Annotated in this window: 19 protein-coding genes; 12 read left to right on the top strand and 7 right to left on the bottom strand. The window is 41.9% G+C overall.

Annotated features, from left to right (window positions below):
* Positions 1 to 305 precede the first annotated feature (305 nt).
* Positions 306 to 935, top strand: a complete 630-nt coding sequence (locus JK188_RS08285) for a thymidine kinase (protein ID WP_036956500.1) — start codon at positions 306 to 308, stop codon at positions 933 to 935.
* Positions 936 to 1,376: 441 nt separating this feature from the next.
* On the opposite strand, the gene JK188_RS08290 is transcribed toward JK188_RS08285, so the two are convergent.
* Positions 1,377 to 2,078 (bottom strand): fimbrial biogenesis chaperone, encoded by a 702-nt coding sequence (locus JK188_RS08290; RefSeq protein ID WP_211885719.1) that lies wholly within the window; start codon positions 2,076 to 2,078, stop codon positions 1,377 to 1,379.
* 206 nt (positions 2,079 to 2,284) lie between these two features.
* The gene (adhE, locus tag JK188_RS08295) at positions 2,285 to 4,945 is read right to left on the bottom strand and encodes a bifunctional acetaldehyde-CoA/alcohol dehydrogenase (RefSeq protein WP_211885716.1); all 2,661 of its coding nucleotides are present in this window, start codon (positions 4,943 to 4,945) and stop codon (positions 2,285 to 2,287) included.
* A 510-nt stretch (positions 4,946 to 5,455) separates the two neighbouring features.
* Between adhE and JK188_RS08300 the strand changes: the two genes are divergently transcribed.
* The 8 genes from JK188_RS08300 (at position 5,456) to JK188_RS08335 (ending at position 15,588) form a co-directional block, all read left to right on the top strand.
* Positions 5,456 to 6,100 (top strand): YchE family NAAT transporter, encoded by a 645-nt coding sequence (locus JK188_RS08300; protein WP_036956506.1) that lies wholly within the window; start codon positions 5,456 to 5,458, stop codon positions 6,098 to 6,100.
* A gap of 618 nt (positions 6,101 to 6,718) precedes the next feature.
* Positions 6,719 to 8,350: an ABC transporter substrate-binding protein gene (locus JK188_RS08305; RefSeq protein ID WP_211885714.1), complete on the top strand. Its 1,632-nt coding sequence runs from the start codon at positions 6,719 to 6,721 to the stop codon at positions 8,348 to 8,350.
* Between the two features lie 94 nt (positions 8,351 to 8,444).
* A complete protein-coding gene (oppA, locus tag JK188_RS08310; protein WP_211885712.1) occupies positions 8,445 to 10,085 on the top strand; it encodes an oligopeptide ABC transporter substrate-binding protein OppA in 1,641 nt (546 codons plus the stop codon).
* Between the two features lie 82 nt (positions 10,086 to 10,167).
* Positions 10,168 to 11,088 carry an oligopeptide ABC transporter permease OppB gene (gene oppB, locus JK188_RS08315; RefSeq protein WP_154603724.1) on the top strand — a complete coding sequence of 307 codons (921 nt, stop codon included), beginning with the start codon at positions 10,168 to 10,170 and terminating at the stop codon, positions 11,086 to 11,088.
* A 15-nt stretch (positions 11,089 to 11,103) separates the two neighbouring features.
* Positions 11,104 to 12,012 (top strand): oligopeptide ABC transporter permease OppC, encoded by a 909-nt coding sequence (gene oppC, locus JK188_RS08320; RefSeq protein ID WP_211885711.1) that lies wholly within the window; start codon positions 11,104 to 11,106, stop codon positions 12,010 to 12,012.
* A gap of 11 nt (positions 12,013 to 12,023) precedes the next feature.
* Positions 12,024 to 13,013 carry an ABC transporter ATP-binding protein gene (locus JK188_RS08325; protein WP_211885709.1) on the top strand — a complete coding sequence of 330 codons (990 nt, stop codon included), beginning with the start codon at positions 12,024 to 12,026 and terminating at the stop codon, positions 13,011 to 13,013.
* The gene (gene oppF / locus JK188_RS08330; RefSeq protein ID WP_154603727.1) at positions 13,010 to 14,008 is read left to right on the top strand and encodes a murein tripeptide/oligopeptide ABC transporter ATP binding protein OppF; all 999 of its coding nucleotides are present in this window, start codon (positions 13,010 to 13,012) and stop codon (positions 14,006 to 14,008) included. Before JK188_RS08325 ends, oppF begins: the two co-directional genes overlap by 4 nt.
* 212 nt (positions 14,009 to 14,220) lie before the next feature.
* Positions 14,221 to 15,588 (top strand): SMI1/KNR4 family protein, encoded by a 1,368-nt coding sequence (locus JK188_RS08335; protein WP_211885708.1) that lies wholly within the window; start codon positions 14,221 to 14,223, stop codon positions 15,586 to 15,588.
* Between the two features lie 46 nt (positions 15,589 to 15,634).
* On the opposite strand, the gene JK188_RS08340 is transcribed toward JK188_RS08335, so the two are convergent.
* Positions 15,635 to 15,967, bottom strand: a complete 333-nt coding sequence (locus tag JK188_RS08340; protein ID WP_154603729.1) for an HI1450 family dsDNA-mimic protein — start codon at positions 15,965 to 15,967, stop codon at positions 15,635 to 15,637.
* A 39-nt stretch (positions 15,968 to 16,006) separates the two neighbouring features.
* Positions 16,007 to 17,467 (bottom strand): cardiolipin synthase, encoded by a 1,461-nt coding sequence (cls, locus tag JK188_RS08345; protein ID WP_036956524.1) that lies wholly within the window; start codon positions 17,465 to 17,467, stop codon positions 16,007 to 16,009.
* A 281-nt stretch (positions 17,468 to 17,748) separates the two neighbouring features.
* Between cls and JK188_RS08350 the strand changes: the two genes are divergently transcribed.
* Both JK188_RS08350 and JK188_RS08355 read left to right on the top strand, forming a co-directional pair.
* Complete coding sequence (locus tag JK188_RS08350) at positions 17,749 to 17,922, top strand: YciY family protein (protein ID WP_132496008.1); 174 nt, start codon at positions 17,749 to 17,751, stop codon at positions 17,920 to 17,922.
* Between the two features lie 125 nt (positions 17,923 to 18,047).
* On the top strand, positions 18,048 to 18,785 hold the full coding sequence (locus tag JK188_RS08355) for a TonB family protein (protein ID WP_036956526.1): 738 nt from the start codon (positions 18,048 to 18,050) through the stop codon (positions 18,783 to 18,785).
* Positions 18,786 to 18,848: 63 nt separating this feature from the next.
* On the opposite strand, the gene yciA is transcribed toward JK188_RS08355, so the two are convergent.
* A complete protein-coding gene (gene yciA / locus JK188_RS08360; protein ID WP_006658727.1) occupies positions 18,849 to 19,274 on the bottom strand; it encodes an acyl-CoA thioester hydrolase YciA in 426 nt (141 codons plus the stop codon).
* A gap of 189 nt (positions 19,275 to 19,463) precedes the next feature.
* Positions 19,464 to 20,024: a septation protein A gene (locus JK188_RS08365; RefSeq protein ID WP_154603731.1), complete on the bottom strand. Its 561-nt coding sequence runs from the start codon at positions 20,022 to 20,024 to the stop codon at positions 19,464 to 19,466.
* A gap of 267 nt (positions 20,025 to 20,291) precedes the next feature.
* Here JK188_RS08365 and JK188_RS08370 point away from each other — a divergent pair, with 267 nt between their 5' ends.
* On the top strand, positions 20,292 to 22,046 hold the full coding sequence (locus JK188_RS08370) for a SulP family inorganic anion transporter (RefSeq protein ID WP_211885706.1): 1,755 nt from the start codon (positions 20,292 to 20,294) through the stop codon (positions 22,044 to 22,046).
* 83 nt (positions 22,047 to 22,129) lie between these two features.
* Here JK188_RS08370 and JK188_RS08375 read toward each other — a convergent pair whose 3' ends face one another.
* On the bottom strand, positions 22,130 to 22,885 hold the full coding sequence (locus JK188_RS08375) for a YciC family protein (protein WP_211885705.1): 756 nt from the start codon (positions 22,883 to 22,885) through the stop codon (positions 22,130 to 22,132).
* Between the last annotated feature and the right edge of the window lie 174 nt (positions 22,886 to 23,059).

The raw sequence follows: 23,059 nt of genomic DNA on the forward strand, positions 1-23,059 counted from the left end.
GAGACAGAGCCTAGTGATAACCATTACCTTTTGTTTGTCGATGTATCAATGGATGTCTTTAACGGAAATTTTCTTTTTTTGACAGAATAAACTTAGCAATATGTGCCAATATCTATACCAGATAAAGTTAATATCAGTTTGAGATTAATTGTCTACAACACAGATGGTGTGTGATCTAAAGGAACTAATTTAACATAGTGATGGATGGAAATTCATACACTTACTTATCTACATAGGTTTAAGTTAATCTTAAAAAACCTTTATGCTAAAGTATTCGCGAATATTATTTTTTAGGGAACCGCCCAATGGCACAGCTATATTTCTATTATTCTGCGATGAATGCGGGTAAATCGACTTCATTATTACAATCTTCCTATAACTATCACGAACGTGGAATGCGTACGCTGATTTTTACCGCTGAAATCGATAACCGCTTCAGTCAAGGTAAGGTATCTTCGCGGATCGGTTTATCTGCGGATGCGTTATTATTTTCGCCTATAACGAATATGGCAAAAATTATCAAAAACGAGAATAATGCTCAAAAAGTACATTGCGTACTTATTGATGAATGCCAATTTCTGACAAAACAGCAAGTAGAGCAATTATGTGATGTCGTCGATAATTTAGACATTCCGGTACTCTGTTATGGTTTACGAACGGATTTTTCCGGAGAGTTGTTTGCAGGAAGCCAATATTTATTAGCATGGGCAGATAAACTCGTTGAGTTAAAAACCGTCTGCTACTGTGGACGTAAGGCAAATAAAGTTTTACGGATTGGTGGTGATGGCATCCCAGTATATGAGGGGGATCAAGTGGATATCGGCGGGAATGAAAAGTATATTTCAGTTTGTCGAAAGCATTACTCAGACGCTATCAAGCAAGCTCAATTAATGAATAGCGGTGCAATTGAAAAAATACCGTTTAACTTCAAATAATCATTAATTAAGATTAATGAGTTATATAGTTTACAAATAGGAATATCAGATTATTAAGATATTTTTGTCAAATAAAGTAAATGAATTAATAAAATACTCAGCTCGCTAGTTCTTAAAAGGGATGCATGGCAGATAAAGTTTCAGCGTTCATAGAATAAAACCGGATTGAGTGAGATTTGATAAGCCTCATGTTTTTAACATGGGGCTTTCTTTTTATGCCAGTTTAATTTCACACTTTGGCACATATCATATAATCAAAAAATGCAAATTTACTCGAAACTGTAGGGCGTAATGAAATTTAGCATTTCAGCATTTAAAAACGGTCGTTGTAATGAAAACTTCAAACTATCATCAATGGCGAGTGTGATTGCAGGAAACCCCAACATCGTCAATAAAAACAAAAATAGAGAAAAGCGCACCAATCAAATGGGAATTATTGACTTATTTACTCTTAACTGACGGATAAATAATAATGTCAGAGAGACCACCAAAATCATTAATCATCTGCCAACTAGCTTGGGAAATATGACCTTGTAGACCAGTGATTTCAGTATCACTAAATGGCGTGAGGATTAGGCTTTTTCTATAGTTTTGCTGGTTATATTTGAGGTTTACCACCGTGAGATAATAGGGGGTAGGGTTATTAAACACCCATTGTTTTCCCTGTTTTTTTAGAGTCACTTGCTGAAATACTGCATTATTAGGCACTGCCAGTTGATTAGGGCGGTAAAAGACTTTAATCACGATATTCGTCACAAACGAGCGTTTGGCATCATTTTTCTGTTCATTAGGATGCTTTTGGGCGGGAATAGCCCGTGTATTTAAAAAGAACAGAGATTCTCTATCTACGGGTAATTCCCTTTCATTTTTTAATAATACATGAGCACTAAACTTACTATTTGCATCTAATCTGAACAGTGGTGGTGTCACAGCAAAATAAAGGGATTTGGCACCTTCAAGTTGTTCAGTTACAGAGATCTGAATTAGATAGGGGTTCAAATCATCATTCACAATGGTAAATGTAGCATTGGATTTAGTGCTATTTAGGATTAATCGAGTTTGTTCCAAACGCAAGTCAGCACTGTAAGCAAAAAAGCTTACTATGAATAAAAGTATGTAGGTAACGCCAGCCAGTTTTTTCATATCAGCTTATTAATCCACAATAAAGGAAAAATCATTGTCGATTGGAAAGCATCAATTTGCGGAACGCATATTTTTCCAGATGGACACCTAAGATAAGTATAAAGTATTATGACGAAATAACGAGAAAGGCTCCAAAAGCGTTAGGAAAATCCTAAATCTTTTGAAGCCTTTTTTATGTATTAATGGCTAAGCCATCAACGAGTTAACTATTTTTTACTGCTTTTCTTTTCAGCTTTTGGTGCTGCTGGCTCTGCACTTTTTTCAGTAAATTCACGACCGTAGTAAGAATCCAGTAACAGTTGTTTAATTTCAGATATCAGCGGATAACGTGGGTTAGCGCCAGTACATTGGTCATCAAATGCATCTTCAGACAGTTTATCTAAGTGAGCTAAGAAGTCCGCTTCGGCAACGCCAGCTTCACGGATAGACTTAGGAATGCCTAAATCCGCTTTCATCTCTTCTAACCAAGCCAGTAATCGCTCAATTTTCGCACCAGTGCGGTCACCGGCTTTGGTTAACCCTAAGTGGTCAGCAATTTCAGCGTATTGGCGACGTGCTTGAGGGCGGTCATATTGGCTGAATGCTGTTTGCTTAGTTGGGTTATCATTTGCGTTGAAACGAATTACGTTACAAATCAATAGGGCGTTTGCTAAACCGTGTGGAATATGGAATTCCGATCCCAGTTTATGCGCCATTGAGTGACAAACCCCTAAGAAGGCGTTAGCAAAAGCAATACCGGCTAATGTTGCCGCATTATGAACACGCTCTCTTGCTACTGGGTTTTTTGCTCCTTCGTGGTAGCTTGCTGGCAGATAATCTTTTAACAGGGTCAGTGCTTTGAGTGCTTGACCATCAGAGAACTCATTTGCCAGAACAGAAACATAAGATTCTAATGCGTGAGTCACTGCATCCAAACCACCAAATGCGGTTAAGGATTTAGGCATGTTCATCACGAGGTTAGCATCAACAATCGCCATATTTGGTGTTAATGCGTAGTCCGCTAATGGGTATTTTTGACCTGTTTTATCATCCGTCACAACAGCAAATGGCGTCACTTCTGAACCTGTACCTGAAGTGGTAGTGATAGCGACCAGTTTTGCTTTCACACCCATTTTCGGGAATTTGTGAATACGTTTACGGATATCCATAAAACGTAATGCTAATTCTTCGAAGTGTGTTTCTGGATGTTCGTACATCACCCACATAATTTTCGCAGCATCCATTGGGGAACCACCACCTAAAGCGATGATCACATCCGGTTGGAAGGCTTGCATTTGAGCTGCACCTTTACGCACAACGGATAATGTTGGGTCAGCTTCGACTTCAAAGAAAACATCGGTTTCAATATGGTGTTTTTTCAGAACATCGACAATTTCATCAACATAGCCATTATTAAATAAGTAGCTATCGGTCACGATAAAGACGCGTTTCGCACCATCAGTGGCTATCTCTTCTAAAGCGATTGGAAGACATCCACGGCGGAAATAGATTGAACTAGGAAGTTTATGCCACAACATATTTTCAGCTCTTTTTGCCACGGTTTTCTTATTGATTAAATGTTTTGGTCCCACGTTTTCAGAGATGGAGTTACCACCCCAAGAACCACAACCCAAGGTTAAAGACGGCGCCAGTTTAAAGTTATACAGGTCACCGATACCGCCTTGAGATGCAGGGGTATTAATCAAAATACGCGCTGTTTTCATTTTTTCGCCAAAATAGCTGACTCGGTCATGTTGGTTATCTTGGTCAGTGTAGAGACATGATGTGTGACCGATACCGCCCATTTCCACTAACTGTTCAGCTTTCTCTACCGCATCTTCAAAGTTTTTAGCGCGATACATTGCTAAGAGTGGGGACAGTTTTTCATGAGCGAATGGCTCTGACTCATCAACAAGTTTGACTTCGCCAATTAGGATCTTAGTGGTTTCAGGAACGACAACACCCGCCATTTCTGCAATTTTAAATGCAGGTTGACCTACGATAGCCGCATTTAAGTTGCCATCTTTCAAAATAATATTTTGTACCGCTTTGAGCTCTTTACCTTGCAGCAGATAACCACCATGAGTAGCAAAACGTTCACGGACTTGATCATAAACCGCATCAACCACCACAACAGATTGTTCAGAGGCGCAAATCACACCGTTATCAAATGTTTTTGACATTAAGATAGAGGCAACGGCACGTTTGATGTCTGCGGTTTCATCGATAACAACTGGCGTGTTACCTGCACCCACACCAATCGCAGGTTTACCGGAACTGTAAGCCGCTTTCACCATGCCTGGGCCACCTGTCGCTAAGATCAGGTTAATGTCAGGGTGGTGCATCAGTGCATTGGACAGCTCAACAGATGGGGAGTCAATCCAGCCAATAATATCTTTTGGTGCGCCAGCTTCAATGGCCGCGTTCAATACAATCTCAGCAGCACGGTTAGTCGCAATTTTAGCGCGTGGGTGTGGAGAGAAAATAATAGCGTTACGGGTTTTTAAACTAATTAATGATTTAAAAATTGCAGTAGAGGTTGGGTTAGTGGTTGGAACGATACCGCAGATAATACCAATCGGCTCAGCAATGGTGATGGTACCAAAAGTTGGGTCTTCAGATAGAACACCACAGGTTTTCTCGTCTTTATATGCGTTGTAGATATACTCAGAAGCGAAGTGGTTTTTAATCACTTTATCTTCAACAATCCCCATGCCTGACTCTTCAACTGCGAGTTTTGCTAATGGAATTCGTGCATCAGCAGCAGCAAGAGCAGCGGCGCGGAAAATACGATCCACTTTCTCTTGAGAGAAGCTGGCGAATTCACGTTGAGCTTTTTTGACACGAGCAACAAGTTCATTGAGTTCAGTAACGTTTGTTACGGACATATAGATTACTCCTGATAAAGTTAAAATTTTTAAGCCAATGAGCAAAGCATCTAAAAAAAGCTGTTGTGACTAGAACATCTAAAACGACCACCCAAAACAACAGTATAGATAAACTTAATAATAATGCTTTCCGCCCATGCTAATTGGCTTATAAATCTCAGATAAATAGCTCAAAAAGTAAAAATTAACTGATTGATTACCGCGTTTATCAGTTGAGACTAGATTAACAAAAAGGGAATTTAATAAAGTGATCTAAATCACAAAATATGCAAGCTGACTCCATTCAGCATGCCGTTTTTATGGGATTCATTGATTTGCAAAAAAATGATTAATTTATCGCTAAAAAGAGGTGAATAAATCATCCTTTTTTTGTCATTAAGATAATCTGCAATAAATAATTCTACTAAGATGCACAAAATTGTTCTTTAACTAAGGATTTTAGCGATTTCAGTGATAAAATTAGTTCAGGTAAGCGTTTCTTGTTTAAGAATTTTATGAGGGTATTAATGGGTGAGCGCAACATTACTTGATTTATCAGGCTATATTAAATTTTTTATTGGTCTATTTGCGTTGGTAAACCCGGTTGGTATCCTGCCTGTGTTTATTAGTATGACAAACTATCAAACCGTTGCGAGCCGCAATAGAACTAATACGATAGCCAACTCATCAGTCGCAATTATTCTTTGTACATCGTTGCTGGTGGGGGACTCGATATTACAGCTGTTTGGTATTTCAATTGACTCATTCCGCATCGCGGGGGGAATTCTGATTGTCACCATCGCGCTATCAATGATCAGCGGTAAAATTGGTGAGGACAAACAGAACAAACAAGAAAAAACGGAAACCGCAGTGCGCGATAGCATTGGGGTGGTGCCGTTAGCGCTTCCGTTAATGGCGGGGCCTGGTGCAATCAGTTCGTGCATTGTCTGGTCATCACGTTGGACAGGCTGGCAGAACTTTATTGGTTTAGCGTTAACCAGTATTTTGTTTGCTTTTTGCTGCTGGCTGTTGTTCCGCTCTGCATCTTTACTGGTTCGTTACTTAGGGCAAACGGGGATCAACGTTGTCACCCGTATCATGGGCCTGCTACTTATGTCATTAGGTATCGAAATTGCTGTAACGGGCGTTAAAGCCATATTTCCAGGACTTTTATAGTTTGAGCATTATTTAGCCGTCTTACGAGGCGGCTATTCTCATCCGCCTTTCCCACCATTCTATTATTTCTTTCGAATTCAAAATACTCACTCAATTATTTTGGTTTTTTCTGCGCAATCAAACCGTCCTTTACAATCAAAATAATTCCTCTACGCGATAAATTTGGAATGTGATTATGTGTCGCACTTTTTGCAAAATCAGGCATAAAAAGTAAGGAAATGTGAGCTGCGTAAATTTATTCACTATTCTCATTAGAGATTGTTAATGATATGTTTGGATTAATGTTGATGAAAATTTTAAGAGTAACTTAAGGTTTTTTATTATCTAATTGTTTTTATTTGAATATTTAAAGATTGAGGAAGTGTGTAACCCCTTTTTAATAGGCTCTCCAACTTTAAATGTTAAATAAATGTAATTTTTTATAACTTTTTTTTATAAGCTTTCTGAGCGAAATTGCACCGTTAAGGAAAGCTTTTGGTGGTTAAATTAGAAAACAGCTTAAGAAACAGTGACTAGAGCAGTAGTAAATCAACAATGTGTAGGCGAACTAAACGTCGTTCAACATACGTTGAAACGTTAACTGTAAAACCGCAACTATGAAATGGAGAAGGCGCAACGATGAAACTTACTACCAAGCACAGTTTACTTTCCTGTCTCATTTTCTCATTAACAATTTCTGCTCAAGCCTCATCAACCCCCGATAAATCCCCATTAAATACAACATCCATAAATAAAATAGTGGTCAATAACGGTTCAGAAGTGACTTCACTCGATCCTCATAAAGTCGAAGGGGTACCTGAAGGCAATATTATTTTAAATTTATTGGAAGGGCTGGTTTATGACAATATTAATGGTGTGGCGGTTCCTGGTATGGCAACCCATTGGCAAAATGAAAATTACACCGTATGGACATTTACCCTACGAGATGATGCCAAGTGGAGTGATGGCACTCCCGTTGTTGCAGAGGATTTTGTATATAGTTGGCAGCGTTTAGCGGATCCTAAAACTGGTTCGCCTTATTCCAGTTATTTACAAAATGCTTATATAGAAAATGCAGACGCTATTTTAAAAGGTCAAAAACCTAAAGAATCATTGGGCGTTAAAGCCCTTGATGACAAACATTTGCAAGTCACGCTAAGCCATCCCGTCCCGTATTTTATCGATATGCTTTCCCACACATCAATGAAACCCGTTAACCGTAAAGCTATTGAAAAGTACGGCGATAAATGGACTCAACCGGGTTCCTTTGTGGGCAATGGCGCTTATGTTTTGGATGAGTGGACGGTCAACGAGCGGATTATCATCAAGCGTAATCCGTTATATTGGAATGACGCAAAAACGCAGATTGATCAAGCGACATTCTTAGCGATTACCTCTGAAGTCAGTGATAACAATCGCTATCGCAGTGGGGAAATTGATATTAGTAATTCGGCTATTCCTCCAACACTGTTCAAAAAGATGAAAGCAGAGAAGCCGAACGAACTGTATGTTCGTCCGTTTTTGTGTACGTTTTATTATGAAATTAATAATCAAAAAGCCCCATTCACGGATCCTCGAGTACGAGAAGCCATTAAGTTAGGTTTAGACAGAGAAACCATCACTAATAAAATTATCGATCAAGGACAGACGGTGGCTTACGGTTTTACGCCAACGTTTATCCATAATGGTAATTTTGCAGTGCCAGAATGGGCAAAGCTCACGCCAGAACAGCGTTATCAGCGTGCGAAAGAGTTGCTCGCGGAGGCTGGGTATAACGCCAAAAATCCGCTCAAGTTTACCTTGCTATATAACACCTCAGACCAAAATAAACAGCAGGCGATTGTAGCGGCATCCATGTGGCAGAAAAATATTGGCGCAGAGGTAACACTGCAAAACCAAGAGTGGAAAACCACACTGCAAAATCGCCATGAAGGAAATTATCAGGTTGCAAGAGCAACATGGTGTGCCGATTACAATGAACCTTCTGCATTCTTGAATTCATTACTATCAGAAAACAGCAACAATACGGCGGCCTATAAAAATAAAGCCTATGACCAACTGCTATTAGAGGCTTTAACGGCTCCGAATGACCAAGCTCGTCAACAGATTTACCAACAGGCGGAAACCCTGCTGGATAAGGAATCTGCGCTAGTTCCCGTGTATTACCGTGTGAGTGCAAGGATGATCAAACCCACAATCGGAGGATTTAAAGGTGAAGACCCTCTTGATCATATGGATATTAAGCGGTTATATATTAATTCTACTAATTAATAATTTTGTAATAAACAAAATAATTGCTTACTGATTCAGTAAGCAGATGCATCAACAACACAACCAAAACAATAGTATGGGAGTAACCAAAATAATGAGCAAATTACTGAATAAGACATTTGTTGCTTTAAGCGTTGCTGCTGGGTTAATGGCAGGGACGATGGCGACAAGTTATGGTGCAGTGGTTCCAGCAGGTGTCGAACTGGCTGAAAAACAAAATATGGTTCGCAACAATGGTTCTGAACCTCAATCCCTTGATCCGCATAAAATTGAAGGTGTTCCTGAGTCAGCTCTAGCGAGAGACCTTTTTGAAGGGATTACGATTGTTGGCCCAGATGGAGAAATTTTACCAGGCTCAGCCACAAGCTGGGAAAATAAAGACTTTACCGAGTGGACATTCAAAATTCGTGATGGCGCTAAGTGGTCAAATGGTGACCCTGTCACGGCAGAGGATTTCGTGTATAGCTGGCGCCGACTCGCAGATCCGGATACCGCATCCCCATACGCGAGTTATTTGCAGTATGCACATATCAACAATATTGATGATGTGATTGCAGGTAAGAAAAAGCCAGAAGAGCTGGGTGTTAAAGCGCTGGATGATAAAACCTTAGTGATTAGCTTAAGTGAAGCTGTCCCTTATATTCCAAAATTATTGGCACACTCCTCGATGTCACCAGTGAATAAAAAAACAATCGAAAAATATGGTGCTAAGTGGACTCAACCAGCTAATTTTGTGGGTAATGGTGCTTATAAATTAAAAGATTGGACGGTTAACGAACGTATTGTTTTAGAACGTAGCCCAACTTATTGGGATAACGCAAACACCGTGATTGATCAAGTGACTTTCCTGCCTATTTCCTCTGAAGTAACAGATGTTAACCGTTACCGCAGTGGTGAAATTGATATGACCTATAGCAATTTACCAATCGAACAATTCAAGTCACTGCAAGAAAATATGCCAAAAGAGCTGCGTGTAAATCCGTATCTCTGTATCTATTATTACGAAATTAATAACGAAAAACCGCCGTTTAATGATCCGCGTGTTCGTGAAGCGTTAAAGCTTTCAATGGACAGAGATGTCATTACTTACAAAGTGAAAGCGCAAGGTGATATTCCAGCTTATGGCTTCACACCACCGTTTACCAGTGGCATGAAAACAGAAAAACCAGACTGGTATGCGAACATGACTCAAGAGCAGCGTAACGAAAAAGCCAAACAACTGCTGGAAGAAGCGGGTTATAACAAATCAAATCCACTGAAATTCAACTTATTGTATAACACGTCAGATTTACATAAGCGTATAGCTATCGCCGCATCGTCCATGTGGAAGAAAAATATTGGTGCTGATGTGAAACTGGAAAACCAAGAGTGGAAAACCTTCTTAGATAGCCGACACCAAGGTAACTATGACGTAGCGCGTGCGGGCTGGTGTGCGGATTATAACGAACCGTCATCCTTCTTAAACATGCTGCTTTCTTATAGCAGTAACAATACCGTGCATTATAAAAACAAAGATTTCGATGCCACCATGAAGAAAACACTTCAGGTGAAAACGGATGAAGAGCGTGCTGAGCTGTACCAGCAAGCCGAAAAACTGTTAGATAAAGATTCTGGTATCGTGCCTCTCTACTACTATGTGAACACCCGCTTAGTGAAGCCATACGTGGGTGGATATACGGGTAAAGATCCATTAGATAACTTACATACTAAAGATCTGTATATCATCAAGCACTAATCACAACAGGCTGGCTCCTTGTGAGCCAGCTATAAGCCTAATGGCAATATTACCTAGATGGCAATAGAAGTAGGAAAGGGCAATGTTTAAATTTATTTTGCGTCGTTTGCTTGAAGCAATTCCGACTTTACTGATTCTTATCACTATCTCATTTTTTATGATGAGACTCGCGCCGGGTAGCCCGTTTACCGGCGAACGTAAACTTCCACCCGAAGTTATGGCCAACATTGAGGCGAAGTATCACCTTAATGACCCTATGTATAAGCAGTATTTCAACTACTTATTCCAACTTTCTCAAGGGGATTTTGGTCCTTCTTTCAAATATAAAGACTATAGCGTCAACGATTTAGTTGCGAAAGCCTTTCCCGTGTCTGCAAAATTAGGCGCCACAGCCTTTGTGGTTGCCGTGTTATTTGGTGTTACTGCGGGGGTGATTGCCGCATTAAATCAAAATACCAAATGGGACTTTACAGTCATGGGATTTGCCATGACGGGGGTTGTTATCCCAAGCTTTGTTGTGGCACCACTTTTGGTGCTGATTTTTGCCATTCACTTGAAATGGCTCCCCGGTGGAGGTTGGGATGGTGGTAACGTCACGCACATGATTTTACCGATGGTGGCACTCTCTTTGGCGTATATCGCCAGTATTTCGCGTATTACCCGTGGTTCAATGATTGAGATCATGCACTCAAACTTTATTCGTACTGCGCGCGCAAAAGGATTACCGCTGCGTACCATTATTTTCCGCCATGCGTTAAAACCTGCATTACTGCCAGTGCTCTCATATATGGGACCTGCATTCGTGGGGATCATCACGGGTTCCATGGTGATTGAGACCATTTTCGGCTTACCGGGAATTGGACAGTTGTTCGTCAATGGCGCATTAAACCGTGATTACTCGTTAGTGCTTAGCTTAACGATTTTAGTTGGGGTATTGACCATTGCCTTTAATGCTATCGTCGATGTGCTGTACGCCGTCATCGACCCAAAAATTCGTTACTAAGACCGGAGAAACACTATGTTATTAAACAACAAAAATAGTGAAGCTCTGGAAAATTTTTCTGAGCAACTGGATATTGAAGGGCGCAGTCTTTGGCAAGATGCAAGACGACGCTTTATGCATAACCGTGCGGCAATTGTCAGCCTGTGTGTGCTGTTTTGTATTACGATGTTTGTGATTTTGGCACCGATGTTATCGCCATTTTTATATGACGATACCGACTGGGAAATGATGTCGACGCCACCTGATTGGGCGACCGGACACTATTTTGGAACCGATGCATCAGGGCGTGATTTACTTGTGCGCGTGGCAATTGGTGGGAGAATTTCCTTAATGGTCGGCGTAGCGGCGGCATTAGTCGCGGTGGTGGTCGGAACCTTATATGGCTCACTGGCAGGCTATGTGGGCGGTAAAGTCGACTCCATCATGATGCGCTTACTGGAAATTTTAAACTCCTTCCCATTCATGTTCTTCGTTATTTTGTTAGTGACGTTATTCGGTACCAACATCCTGCTGATTTTCGTCGCTATTGGGATGGTGTCATGGCTAGATATGGCGCGTATCGTGCGTGGGCAAACGCTGGGACTAAAACGCAAAGAATTTATTGAAGCGGCATTAGTTTGCGGTGTTAGCACGCGCCACATTATCTTGCGTCATATCGTCCCTAACGTACTGGGTGTGGTGGTGGTCTACGCATCATTATTAGTCCCAAGTATGATTTTGTTTGAATCATTTTTAAGCTTCCTTGGCTTAGGAACTCAAGAGCCGCTCAGTAGCTGGGGTGCTTTACTCAGTGATGGTGCTAACTCTATGGAAGTCACGCCGTGGTTACTGTTGATCCCCGCAGGGTTCTTAGTTATCACGCTGTTTTGTTTCAACTTTATCGGCGATGGCTTACGTGATGCCCTCGACCCGAAAGATCGCTAAGGGGCTAATTTATGGATCATTCAACACGCAAAAGCCCTTTATTATCGGTGCAGGATTTAAACGTCACATTCACCACCCAAGATGGGGATGTGACGGCGGTGAATAAACTCAATTTTGAATTGAGTGCCGGGGAAACGCTGGGGATTGTGGGGGAATCCGGTTCAGGGAAATCTCAAACTGCTTTTGCCTTGATGGGGTTACTGGCAAAAAATGGTCATGTAGGTGGCTCCGCCATGTTTAATGGACGTGAGATTTTAAACCTCAAAGAGAAAGAGCTTAACCGCATGCGTGCGGAAGAGATCTCCATGATTTTCCAAGACCCCATGACCTCTCTCAACCCATACCTGAAAATCGGTACGCAGCTATCGGAAGTATTGATGCTGCACAAAGGGATGAGCAAGAAAGAGGCTTTTGAAGAATCTGTGCGTATGCTGGATGCGGTAAAAATGCCGGAAGCCCGTAAACGCATGAATATGTATCCGCATGAATTTTCGGGGGGGATGCGCCAACGCGTAATGATTGCGATGGCATTACTGTGTCAGCCAAAATTGCTGATTGCTGATGAACCGACAACCGCATTGGATGTGACGGTGCAGGCGCAGATCATGACATTGCTGAATGAACTGAAGCAGGAATTTGATACCGCGATCATCTTAATTACCCATGACTTAGGGGTTGTCGCCGGTGTGTGTGACAAGGTGCTCGTGATGTATGCGGGGCGCACGATGGAGTATGGCAGCGCACGAGATATTTTCTATCAGCCATCTCATCCATATTCGCTGGGTTTATTAGCGGCAGTGCCGCGCTTAGATGGTGATGACGATAACTTAGCCACCATTCCAGGCAACCCGCCAAACTTATTGCGCTTACCCAAAGGGTGTCCATTCTCGCCGCGTTGCCAATATGCAAACCAACACTGTGTAGAGCAAGAGCCTCAATTATCCAGTTTTGCACAATCTCGTTTACGTGCCTGCTTTAAGCCTGTGGAGGAATTAGTATGAGCCAAGAAAATAGGCAGGTGCTGCTGGAAGTCAATGACTTAAAAGTGCATTTTTCCATTAGAGATAAACAACAATGGTTCTGGCAGCCGGATAAAAGTTTAAAAGCCGTCGATGGAGTGACACTGCGTTTATACGAAGGGGAAACCTTGGGCGTGGTGGGGGAATCTGGCTGTGGTAAATCCACATTTGCGCGTGCATTAATTGGTTTGGTTAAATCCACTAGCGGCACGGTGACATGGTTAGGACAAAACTTGCTCACCATGAACGACAAGCAGTGGCGTAATGTGCGTAGCGATATCCAAATGATTTTCCAAGATCCACTGGCATCCTTAAATCCACGGATGACGATTGGAGATATTATTGCAGAGCCGCTGAAAACTTATCATCCGAAGATGCCACAAAAAGAAATCACTGAAAAAGTGAAGAAAATGATGATGCGAGTTGGCTTATTGCCGAACCTGATCAACCGCTATCCTCATGAATTCTCCGGTGGTCAATGTCAGCGTATAGGGATTGCACGGGCGTTGATTTTAGAGCCGAAATTGGTGATTTGTGATGAGCCAGTGTCTGCGCTAGACGTCTCCATTCAAGCGCAAGTGGTGAACTTACTGCAAGAACTTCAGCGGGAAATGAAACTTTCCTTAATCTTTATTGCCCACGATCTTGCGGTGGTAAAACACATTTCTGACCGCGTATTAGTGATGTATTTAGGACATGCAGTGGAGCTGGGGACTTATGATGAAGTGTATAACAACCCGCTGCACCCTTATACGCGCGCATTGATGTCTGCGGTGCCAGTACCGGATCCTGATAAGGAAAAAAATAAGCAAATTGAGCTTCTTGAAGGGGAATTGCCATCGCCCATTAATCCGCCTTCAGGCTGTGTATTCAGAACACGCTGCCCAAGTGCTGATGCAGAATGCGCCAAAACCCGCCCATTACTCGAAGGAAGTTTCAAGCACGCAGTATCTTGTTTGAAAATTGATCCACTGTAATTGGTAAGATTTGCGTTTTATTGTTGTATTAAGGCTCCCTTTATCATTTATAAAGCGGAGCCTTTTTTATGCGAAACAATTTTCAGAGAATTCAAACCCAATTGCTACTTAAAATAATCAGTTAGCTATGATATTAAAGGCAATGATATTAAAGGCAATGATATTAAAGGCTAAAAATAAATAATTAAAACTTGATAGGACAGTAACCGTTAATGAGTGATCACTCGCAACAAATTTATCAAATATGGCAAGACATCAATCAGCGTTATGCGGATGACCAAATTCAACGTATACAACAAAAACTCCCCCTTGCTAAGCAAATGGACAGCGATGAAGAGTTGTTCGGAGCGGACAGCCACCATTATCAGCTCAATCCACCTTTGGATATGGCGCAGATAGAACAATGGCAGCGACGTACTGGCGTGCGGTTATCCCAAGAATATGTGCAGTTTATGACGCAATTGGGTAATGGTGGTGCAGGCCCTTATTACGGTATAGAGCGTTTTGAAGACAGTGAAAATCGTTATGATGCGGTGGCATTACCTTGCGTCCTTAGCCCCGAGATGAGCGATGAAGAGTGGCAAACACTCAGCCACTTAGCGGAAGACTGCAGTGATGAAGAGTATGATTCACGGGAAAGCGTGATCCACCAAGGGCTGTTTTACCTTGGTACTTGCGGCTGTACGTATGACATTCTGCTGGTGGTGACGGGCGAACATGCCGGGCGTCTTGTTTATACCCACGAATGGTGCGATTCACCAACACCGTATCAGTTTGTTTATGAACGCCACTTCTTGGATTGGTATGAGCGCTGGCTGGATGAAATTATTCAGCAATACGATACAGGCTGGTTTGGGCATCGAATGGGCGGCAATGAAACTGCGTTATTCAACCTATTTCATCATGACGATAATGAAAAGACGAAGCTGGCAGCACTAGAAGGACTGAAAAAGTTACCGTCATTATCGGAAAAGGGCATTGAGCAACTCACTCGTATATTAGATAACGAAACACTCAACGTTTACCATGTGAAGGCGTTGGAAGTATTAGCAAAATACTCCGTTGATGCTTCATCGGACTATTTAGCCCAAACGCTTGAAAGCCAAAATTCAGTGCAAATTAATCGTGGATTACAGCTGATTTATTGGTATCAAAAAGCGGATTTAGCGAAGTATCAAGCGGCGATTTTAGCCAAATTAGCACAGTGCGAACATGCAGATACGGTGAGCTTTGCGGGGTATATCCTCAAGGAGTTGCAAGCGGTCAAAGTGGAAGATTTCCAACACTTATTTAGTCATGGGAATGGTCAGATTGCCGTCAGTGCGTTGTATGCGGCTTCCCATGATGTCGATTTTAGCCAAAAGGTTGCTAATTACTTTGAATATATGATTGCGGATAAGAGTGAAGTTGCATTAACTGCGATCCAAGCTGTCGCGCGTTCTCCTGAGCTTGCTGACGGGGTGGAGCCGTATATTGTGGCGGCGTGGGAAAAATACCCATTAGATAAGAGTGACTATATTCGCAATAATCTGCGTCTCTATATTAAGAAGCATCATTTGCAGTTGGATTTAGTAGAATAAAGTTTAATAAAAAATGGGGGAATATTTCCCCCATTTTTATTTCTGCTTACTGTTTCCATTCGATATGTTGGAAAGGGTGCTTAGGGTTACGACTGATAAGAATTCGTGCAAAGATATCGTCAATCTCATCCTCTGGGCTTTTAGCAAGCCCGATCACCACTTCACTCATTTGTGCTAAAGGTAATCCTTGGGTGGCGAGAATATGCCAATCTTGGCTAAATGGCACAATTTCAGCCGCGCCACACTCTTCGAACTGTAACGCGAAAATCACTTGGTCGGCAGGCTCTAAATTCTCCATCGCACCTTCAAGGAAAAGGTCATAGGCAATTTCAATGATTTCATCTTCATCGATTAGGTTAATACTTGGGTTCTGGCTCATGACGTTTTCCTAACGGTTAAGCAATAGTAACTATTATGATCATAATAATGGGCTAAAGAAATAGCACAGACGCTCAATCACACGGTTCCAGAACGGGCGTTGTTCCCATTCTTCAATATCTAAGCGTGTGGAGCGAGCCATATAATCATACTGAACCAGCGTCAGATCGCTACCAAAACTTTTATCGTCAATCACGACTGTGATTTCAAAGTTCAGCCATAAGCTGCGCATATCTAAGTTCACTGAACCGACTAAGCTTAATTCCCCATCAACACAGACACTCTTGGTGTGCAGTAATCCATCTTCAAATTGATAGATTTTCACGCCAGCTTCCAGTAATTCCGTGTAAAAAGAGCGGCTTGCCCAGCGAACCAAGAAAGAATCATTATGGCGTGGCATGATGATACTGACATCAACGCCGCGCATCGCTGCGGTACAAATTGCATGCAGTAAATCATCACTTGGGACAAAGTATGGGGTCGTCATGATCAGCTGCTTACGAGCTGAGAACATCGCCGTCATTAATGATTGCTGAATAAGTTCTTCAGGGAACCCAGGACCTGATGCAATCATTTGGGTGGTATGTCCGTTATCTTGCTCGAACGGCATGATATTGCTATCTGGTGGTGGCGGTAAAATGCGTTGTCCGGTTTCCATCTCCCAGTCAAAGGCGTAAACAATCCCTAATGTGGTACTCACAGGGCCTTCCATACGGACTAAAATATCTACCCACTCACCGACCCCCGCATCTTGTTTAAAGTAGCGAGGATCCACCATGTTCATACTGCCGGTGTAAGAAATATAGTTATCAATCACAACGATTTTGCGATGCTGACGTAAATCCATACGGCGCAGGAAAAAACGCATAAGGTTTACTTTTAGAGATTCGACAAACTCAATCCCTGCGGCACGCATTTTATCGGGATAATCACTGCGGAAAAAATGCCAGCTTCCTGCGGAGTCCACCATAATGCGGCATTTAACACCACGTTTTGCCGCATTGAGAAGGGCTTCGGTGACTTCATCGACAAGCCCACCTGGCTGCCAAATATAGAACACCATTTCGATAGAGTTCTTGGCATTATTAATATCATTGGCAATGGCTTTTAGTGAGTCTTCGCTGGTGGTCAGTAATTGAATGCGATTGCCTTTGACGCCTGCAATACCTTGGCGTTTCTCACACAGTTGGAATAATGGCTCCGCAACGGGGCTGTTATCATTAGCAAAAATGTGTTTGGAGAGGCGTAGATTTTCCAGCCAAGTGGCAACCGATGGCCACATTTGGTGGGCTTTATCGATACGACGTCGACCTAAATGGAGCTCACCAAATGCGGCATACGCGATGATCCCCACCAGAGGCAGGATATAAATGATCAGTAACCATGTCATCGCCGAAGTGACGGGGCGACGTGTGACGAGGATACGAACAGTAACCCCAGCAACAATTAACCAATACAGGAAAAACAGTAACCAACTCATTAAGGTGTAGACGGTTGCCATAATGGATAACAAGCCTCACTGACAGAGAGAAAAAGAGTCGAAAAAAGAAAATATGTCTTATTAAATATAGACTAAGAATAAACATACCAGAATTTAGTAAAAATTCTGAATAAAAACTGAGTTAAATAGATAAAAGTGCAATTAATGACAAATTCAATGAATCTACCTCTCTTTTACGGGGTAAATTTCATCAACACTTTGATAACTTCCACTTGGTTCTCGTGAGCAAAGGCATATAATATTTCGCTGTTACGAACATACACCTGATAAGGATTAAAAAGATGAGACGCAGTAGGCAAGAAGTGGGTCGCTGGAGAATGCTAAGACAAGTCGTTCGCCGCCGTCGCCGTTGGTTAGAAAGACACTCTCGCCGCAATATGCACATTTATTCGCTCCGCAAAATGGACATCTATAAACGCCGTCATTCCCTGTTATTTACACAGTGGATTGAGTAAGGGTATTCACGTTTATACTCACATTTTTAACTTTGTTCGCTAAACCTTATTGAATATGATTGCTATTTGCATTTAAACTATTAGCCATATTCAATAAGTAAAACGGTGTAGGGTAAAAATTGCATATGCGTGGTATCAGACTGTTAGTGATCATTGCTGTTTCATTATCAATTCATGCGGGCTTGGCAATGGCATGGATTTTTAATCAACCGAAATTTCCTCAACCTGAGGAGCCAATCTCGATAGCAATGCTTTCTTTTGCTGAACCAGCAGCCACTCCACCAGCTGAAACACAGGCAGAGCCAGAGCCTGTGGTTGAACCTGAACCTATCATTGAACCCGAGCCTATTGTTGAACCGGCGATAGTCTTACCTCAGAAAAAACCAGAAGTAAAAAAGAAACCTGAACCGAAGAAAGAACCTAAAAAAGAGCCGAAAAAAGTTCAAGAGCCCGTTAAACCGGTTGAAAAACAACTGGCGATGAACAAAACGCCATCCACAAATACAGATACTACGCCAAAAGAAGTCACTAACACGCGTGGAACTGATACTAACGTCAAAAATAATGCAACAGCATCTAACCAATCCACTGGTCAGCGTGGTCCAAAAGCATTAAGTAAACAAGCGCCTGAATATCCAGACCGCGCTCGTCGCTTAGGAAAAAATGGTTATGTGAAAGTACGCTATGACATCGATGAAGATGGGCGAGTGCAAAATATTGAGTTTGTTGAAGCTTCACCTAAAGGGATGTTTGAGCGTGATGTGAAGCGTGCAATGAACCGTTGGAAATATGAAAAGCTACCAGCGAAAGGTTATACCACTGAAATTTACTTCAAAGTAGATGGCACAGTAAGCCAAGCTTAAATGCTAGGAAATATCGGGGTCAAAAAAGGGCGCTTATGAAGCGCCCTTACTGTATATGAATGATTAAGCCTGAGGTTGTGAACTTTCTAATTCGAAATGTTGTTTATCTTCAGGTAACGCACGAGGCGTATTGTCATCATTGACCGCCACATAAGTAAATACCGCGTCAGTAGCTTGATAACGCTGACCTACAGGGTGGGTTGCCACTTTTTTCACCCACACTTCAATATTGATAGTGACGGAGCTTTTCCCTGTTTTTAAGCAGCGAGCATAACAACAAACAACATCACCAACAGCAACTGGTTTTTGAAATTTTATGCCATTGACTGCCACTGTTACTACGCGACCCAGAGCAATCTCTTTTGCTAAAATAGCGCCGCCAATATCCATTTGAGACATTAGCCAGCCACCAAAAATATCGCCATTCGCATTGGTATCTGAAGGCATTGCCAAAGTACGTAAAACGAGTTCACCGTTAGGTAATTGCATATCAAACTCTTTATTAAAAGGAATTAAACACTATGATTTTGTTGCTCATTTATAGCAAACAAACATAAGTATAGTAAACCGCTAGAGTACATCCAGTCACAGATAATTGTAACAAATCACTGTGATAGGCATAAAAAAGCTGCGAAAGTGCGCAGCTTATTTATCATCATAATATTTCGAAGAAATAAATTACTCTTCCGGCTTTTCCGCCTGAGGTTCTTTAGTCATGTGTTTGAAAATATATACCACGCTAAGGATCGTGAAAATTAAGGTGCCAGCCGTCAATCCAAACACTTTAAAGTTGACCCAAACACTCTCAGCCATCCAATAAGCCACGTAAATATTAATAACAGCGCAAGCAATAAAGAAAATACCCCAAGCGGTATTTAATTTTAACCAATAGCTGTCCGCTAACTTAATTTCTTGGTTGCTACCCAACATTCTTTGAATGAGCGGTTTTTCTGTAAACCATTGGCTCGCAAACAGAGCAATACCAAAAAGAGCATAAATAATGGTGACTTTCCATTTGATAAAGTCAGCGCTGTGAAATAACACCGTTAACCCTGCAAATACCATCACAATCGCACAGGTGATTTTTGCCACTCTTTCCACTTTTTTATAAATAAAGTAAGTGACCAATAAGGAAATCGGGGTGGTTATCAGTAATGATTGGCTAGCAACATAAATGTCGTATTGCTTATAAAAGAGAAAAAAGATAACCAAAGGAATAAAATCAATAAGTTGTTTCATAACAGTGGATTCAGATCCTTAACGTGAACATAGTCAGCTTAAATAGAGTCAATTCAAACAGAGTCAACTTAAACATAGTGGCGTAGTTTAACTGATTTTGCGCAGATTGTTAAAAGTTTGCTCTCTTTTACCAAGAATTAAGCCTGTAAACCAATCAAATTTGCACTATTTTACCCTTATTTGACTTAGTCCTAGATAAACTTTAATAGTTCGGATATAAATAGTCTACACAAGAAATTAACTGATTAATTTTTAGAGATTTTTTCCATGATAAAGGCGCGATTATTTAATCTGATGCCCGGTTTACAAACCTTTAGCCAATATCAGTTGGCGAACTTGGGACCGGATGTGAAAGCGGGGTTGTCGGTCGCCGCCGTGGCGCTGCCTGTGGCAATTGCTTATGCTGAACTCATGGGGATCAATGCCATTGTCGGGCTATATGCTTGTATTTTACCAATGCTGATGTATGCATTGTTTGGAACCTCTAAACAATTAATCATTGGACCGGATGCAGCAACCTGTGCGGTGATCGCCGCTGCCGTTGCACCTTTGGCGATGGGGGATGAAAACACCCGTTGGCAATTAATTATTGTGATGAGTTTAATGACGGGAATATGGTGCCTAATTGCGGCGCGTTTTCGTCTGGGGATGTTTGCTGATTTTCTATCAGGGCCGATTTTACAAGGGTTATTAAATGGCGTCGCACTGACCATTATTGTCAGCCAGTTAGGCAAAATTTTTGGTATTGACTCGCTGCCTTCTGGGTTTATCGAGCGTTTAGTAGCGCTACCGCTCGCACTACCTGAAACCCATATTCCGACATTAACGGTGGCGGTGTTAACCCTTACTGTGACGATGGTGATCAAACGGGTACGCAGCAAATGGCCATCACTGCTTATTGCGATGGTCTTGGCAACCAGCGCCAGTATTATCTTTAATCTTGAACAATATGGCATTAGCACCGTGGGTAATTTGGGTAATGGATTACCTTCAATAGCCGCTCCAGATTTTAACCCTGGCTTATTGCGGGATTTGGTAACGCCATCCTTAAACTTGGCAGTGATCAGCTTTGTGAGCTTTATGATGACGGCGCGGAGCTTTGCTAGCAAAAATGGTTATACCGTGGATGCTGATCAAGAGCTACGAGCCTTAGGCATGGCGAATATCGCTTCGGCATTATCTCAAGGTTTTGCTGTGAGTGCGGCCAGTAGCCGAACTGCTGTGAACGATATGATGGGCGGTAAAACGCAGATGGTATCGGTCATTGCTGCGCTCACTATTTTGGTGGTATTGCTGTTTTCAATGGATCTGCTGGGTTATATTCCGATGCCCGCATTAGGTATGGTGCTGGTGGTTTCGACGTTTTCACTGATTAGTTTTCGCAGCATTTATGCCATGCGTAAACGTAACCGACAAGCCTTTTTCTTATGTGTTTTTACTCTATGCGCAGTGCTAGTGGTCGGCTTGATCAGCGGCGTGGGCTTTGCCGTGTTGTTAGGTTTACTGCAATTTTTGCGGGTGATATTCCGTCCGACAGATCAGTTATTGGGTGTTGACGAACAGGGTATGTTGCACTCAATGAACCCGGATAATGATATTCAGGCGGTTGAAGGCGTGCTGATTTATCGTTTTAACTCACCGCTAACCTATTTCAATGTGAACTATTTTAAAGATCGCTTAAATAAGCATATAGATAGCCAGCGTAAACGTCCGGCATGGGTCATTGTCGATGCGGCGGTCAGTTTTACCCATAACGACGTGAGCGTATTCTCTGCACTTAACGAGCTTGTGACGTCATTAAAAGCAAAAGGGGTCACGCTGGTGCTAGCGGGGCGACGAACATCCCTAAACCGTTGGTTATCACAAAATAAAATTAGTCGTTCTGATGATGATTTACTGGTGGTGCCAGATATCTATTTTGCTATCCGCTTAATCCAGAGTAAGCAGCATATTCAGCAAAAAAGTGTTGAAGAACGCAAGGAGAGCGAGGAAGGAACCGTCGATAGTAAGTTGTCAGAGTAATGGTATCGATAGGATGAAAAATAAAAGGGCGTCACTTTGAAGAGACGCCCTTTTTGATCATTAAATCTGTTTCTATTTATGCGTTATGCGTTTTTGCTGCTCAGCATATATAAACGGAAAAAGTAAATTAAGGCAAAAGCGGCAATCATGTTGTTGATCAGGAATGAAATACCATTGACCACAATATGATTCAGTTGCAGGCTGCTTAACAGCATACTGACTAACATTTGCGTTGCCATCCAAATTAAAATCATTGGGGCAGCGATACGCCAATTGGCAAATGCCAGCTTCCAGCTTCTACCCATCGCATTAAATGGATTTACTTTTTCATTCATTAAAATGGCAGGGGCAAGAGAAAAGCCAATCGCCAAAATCAGACCAGGAAGCACCATCAAGGTGATACCCAGCTGAATTAATAAGGAACAGATAATCAGCAGCAGGAACATCGCAGGGGCTTTAGGTAATGATGAAACTAATGCTTGAGTTCCGTTCACGGCTTCACCGCGAGATAAATTGGCGATATAAGAGAGCACGCCGCACATCAGTACCAAACTTCCCAATGCTACGGATAAAATCAAGCCCATAGATACGCGCAGAATGCTGTTTTTCTCGTCTTCAGGTAAGCTCAGTACCCAATTTTGTAACCCGGCATTACCCGCTTCAAGTAGCTGGTTCTGCGCTTCAAGTAACACGCCGATCATCCGTTCATTAGGAATTAACATTGCGTAGACAATCACGCTGATTGCGGTGGCGATTAACACAATGGTGAAGAGGCCATTCAACTGGTTTTTAAAAAAGTTGATGCTGTCACGAAAGAGTGAGTTGGCCGAAATGGACATGTAACTGCTCCTATCTACAAACGGAATAAAAATTTGACGGTGATTGTAACTGAGTATCGGACGTATAGGTAGAGAAAGATAAGAAAAGTCTGGGAGTTAGCCTAAATAAATGTGCTACACAATCACATTTATTTAGGCTAACTCCCAGACTTTTCTTATCTTTCTCTACCTATA

Origin of the sequence: Providencia sp. JGM181 (assembly GCF_018257375.1) — a bacterium.
In the GTDB taxonomy this organism is placed as follows: Bacteria; Pseudomonadota; Gammaproteobacteria; order Enterobacterales; family Enterobacteriaceae; genus Providencia; species Providencia lanzhouensis.

What these genes read in the sequence shown, in the direction of transcription:
- JK188_RS08350 (WP_132496008.1), top strand. Translation starts at nt 17,749, where the DNA reads ATGAGACGCAGTAGGCAAGAAGTGGGTCGCTGGAGAATGCTAAGACAA.
- oppA (WP_211885712.1), top strand. Translation starts at nt 8,445, where the DNA reads ATGAGCAAATTACTGAATAAGACATTTGTTGCTTTAAGCGTTGCTGCT.
- oppC (WP_211885711.1), top strand. Translation starts at nt 11,104, where the DNA reads ATGTTATTAAACAACAAAAATAGTGAAGCTCTGGAAAATTTTTCTGAG.
- adhE (WP_211885716.1), bottom strand. Translation starts at nt 4,945, where the DNA reads ATGTCCGTAACAAACGTTACTGAACTCAATGAACTTGTTGCTCGTGTC.
- oppF (WP_154603727.1), top strand. Translation starts at nt 13,010, where the DNA reads ATGAGCCAAGAAAATAGGCAGGTGCTGCTGGAAGTCAATGACTTAAAA.
- JK188_RS08335 (WP_211885708.1), top strand. Translation starts at nt 14,221, where the DNA reads ATGAGTGATCACTCGCAACAAATTTATCAAATATGGCAAGACATCAAT.
- JK188_RS08370 (WP_211885706.1), top strand. Translation starts at nt 20,292, where the DNA reads ATGATAAAGGCGCGATTATTTAATCTGATGCCCGGTTTACAAACCTTT.
- JK188_RS08325 (WP_211885709.1), top strand. Translation starts at nt 12,024, where the DNA reads ATGGATCATTCAACACGCAAAAGCCCTTTATTATCGGTGCAGGATTTA.
- yciA (WP_006658727.1), bottom strand. Translation starts at nt 19,274, where the DNA reads ATGCAATTACCTAACGGTGAACTCGTTTTACGTACTTTGGCAATGCCT.
- JK188_RS08365 (WP_154603731.1), bottom strand. Translation starts at nt 20,024, where the DNA reads ATGAAACAACTTATTGATTTTATTCCTTTGGTTATCTTTTTTCTCTTT.
- cls (WP_036956524.1), bottom strand. Translation starts at nt 17,467, where the DNA reads ATGGCAACCGTCTACACCTTAATGAGTTGGTTACTGTTTTTCCTGTAT.
- JK188_RS08375 (WP_211885705.1), bottom strand. Translation starts at nt 22,885, where the DNA reads ATGTCCATTTCGGCCAACTCACTCTTTCGTGACAGCATCAACTTTTTT.
- JK188_RS08305 (WP_211885714.1), top strand. Translation starts at nt 6,719, where the DNA reads ATGAAACTTACTACCAAGCACAGTTTACTTTCCTGTCTCATTTTCTCA.
- JK188_RS08340 (WP_154603729.1), bottom strand. Translation starts at nt 15,967, where the DNA reads ATGAGCCAGAACCCAAGTATTAACCTAATCGATGAAGATGAAATCATT.
- JK188_RS08285 (WP_036956500.1), top strand. Translation starts at nt 306, where the DNA reads ATGGCACAGCTATATTTCTATTATTCTGCGATGAATGCGGGTAAATCG.
- JK188_RS08290 (WP_211885719.1), bottom strand. Translation starts at nt 2,078, where the DNA reads ATGAAAAAACTGGCTGGCGTTACCTACATACTTTTATTCATAGTAAGC.
- oppB (WP_154603724.1), top strand. Translation starts at nt 10,168, where the DNA reads ATGTTTAAATTTATTTTGCGTCGTTTGCTTGAAGCAATTCCGACTTTA.
- JK188_RS08355 (WP_036956526.1), top strand. Translation starts at nt 18,048, where the DNA reads ATGCGTGGTATCAGACTGTTAGTGATCATTGCTGTTTCATTATCAATT.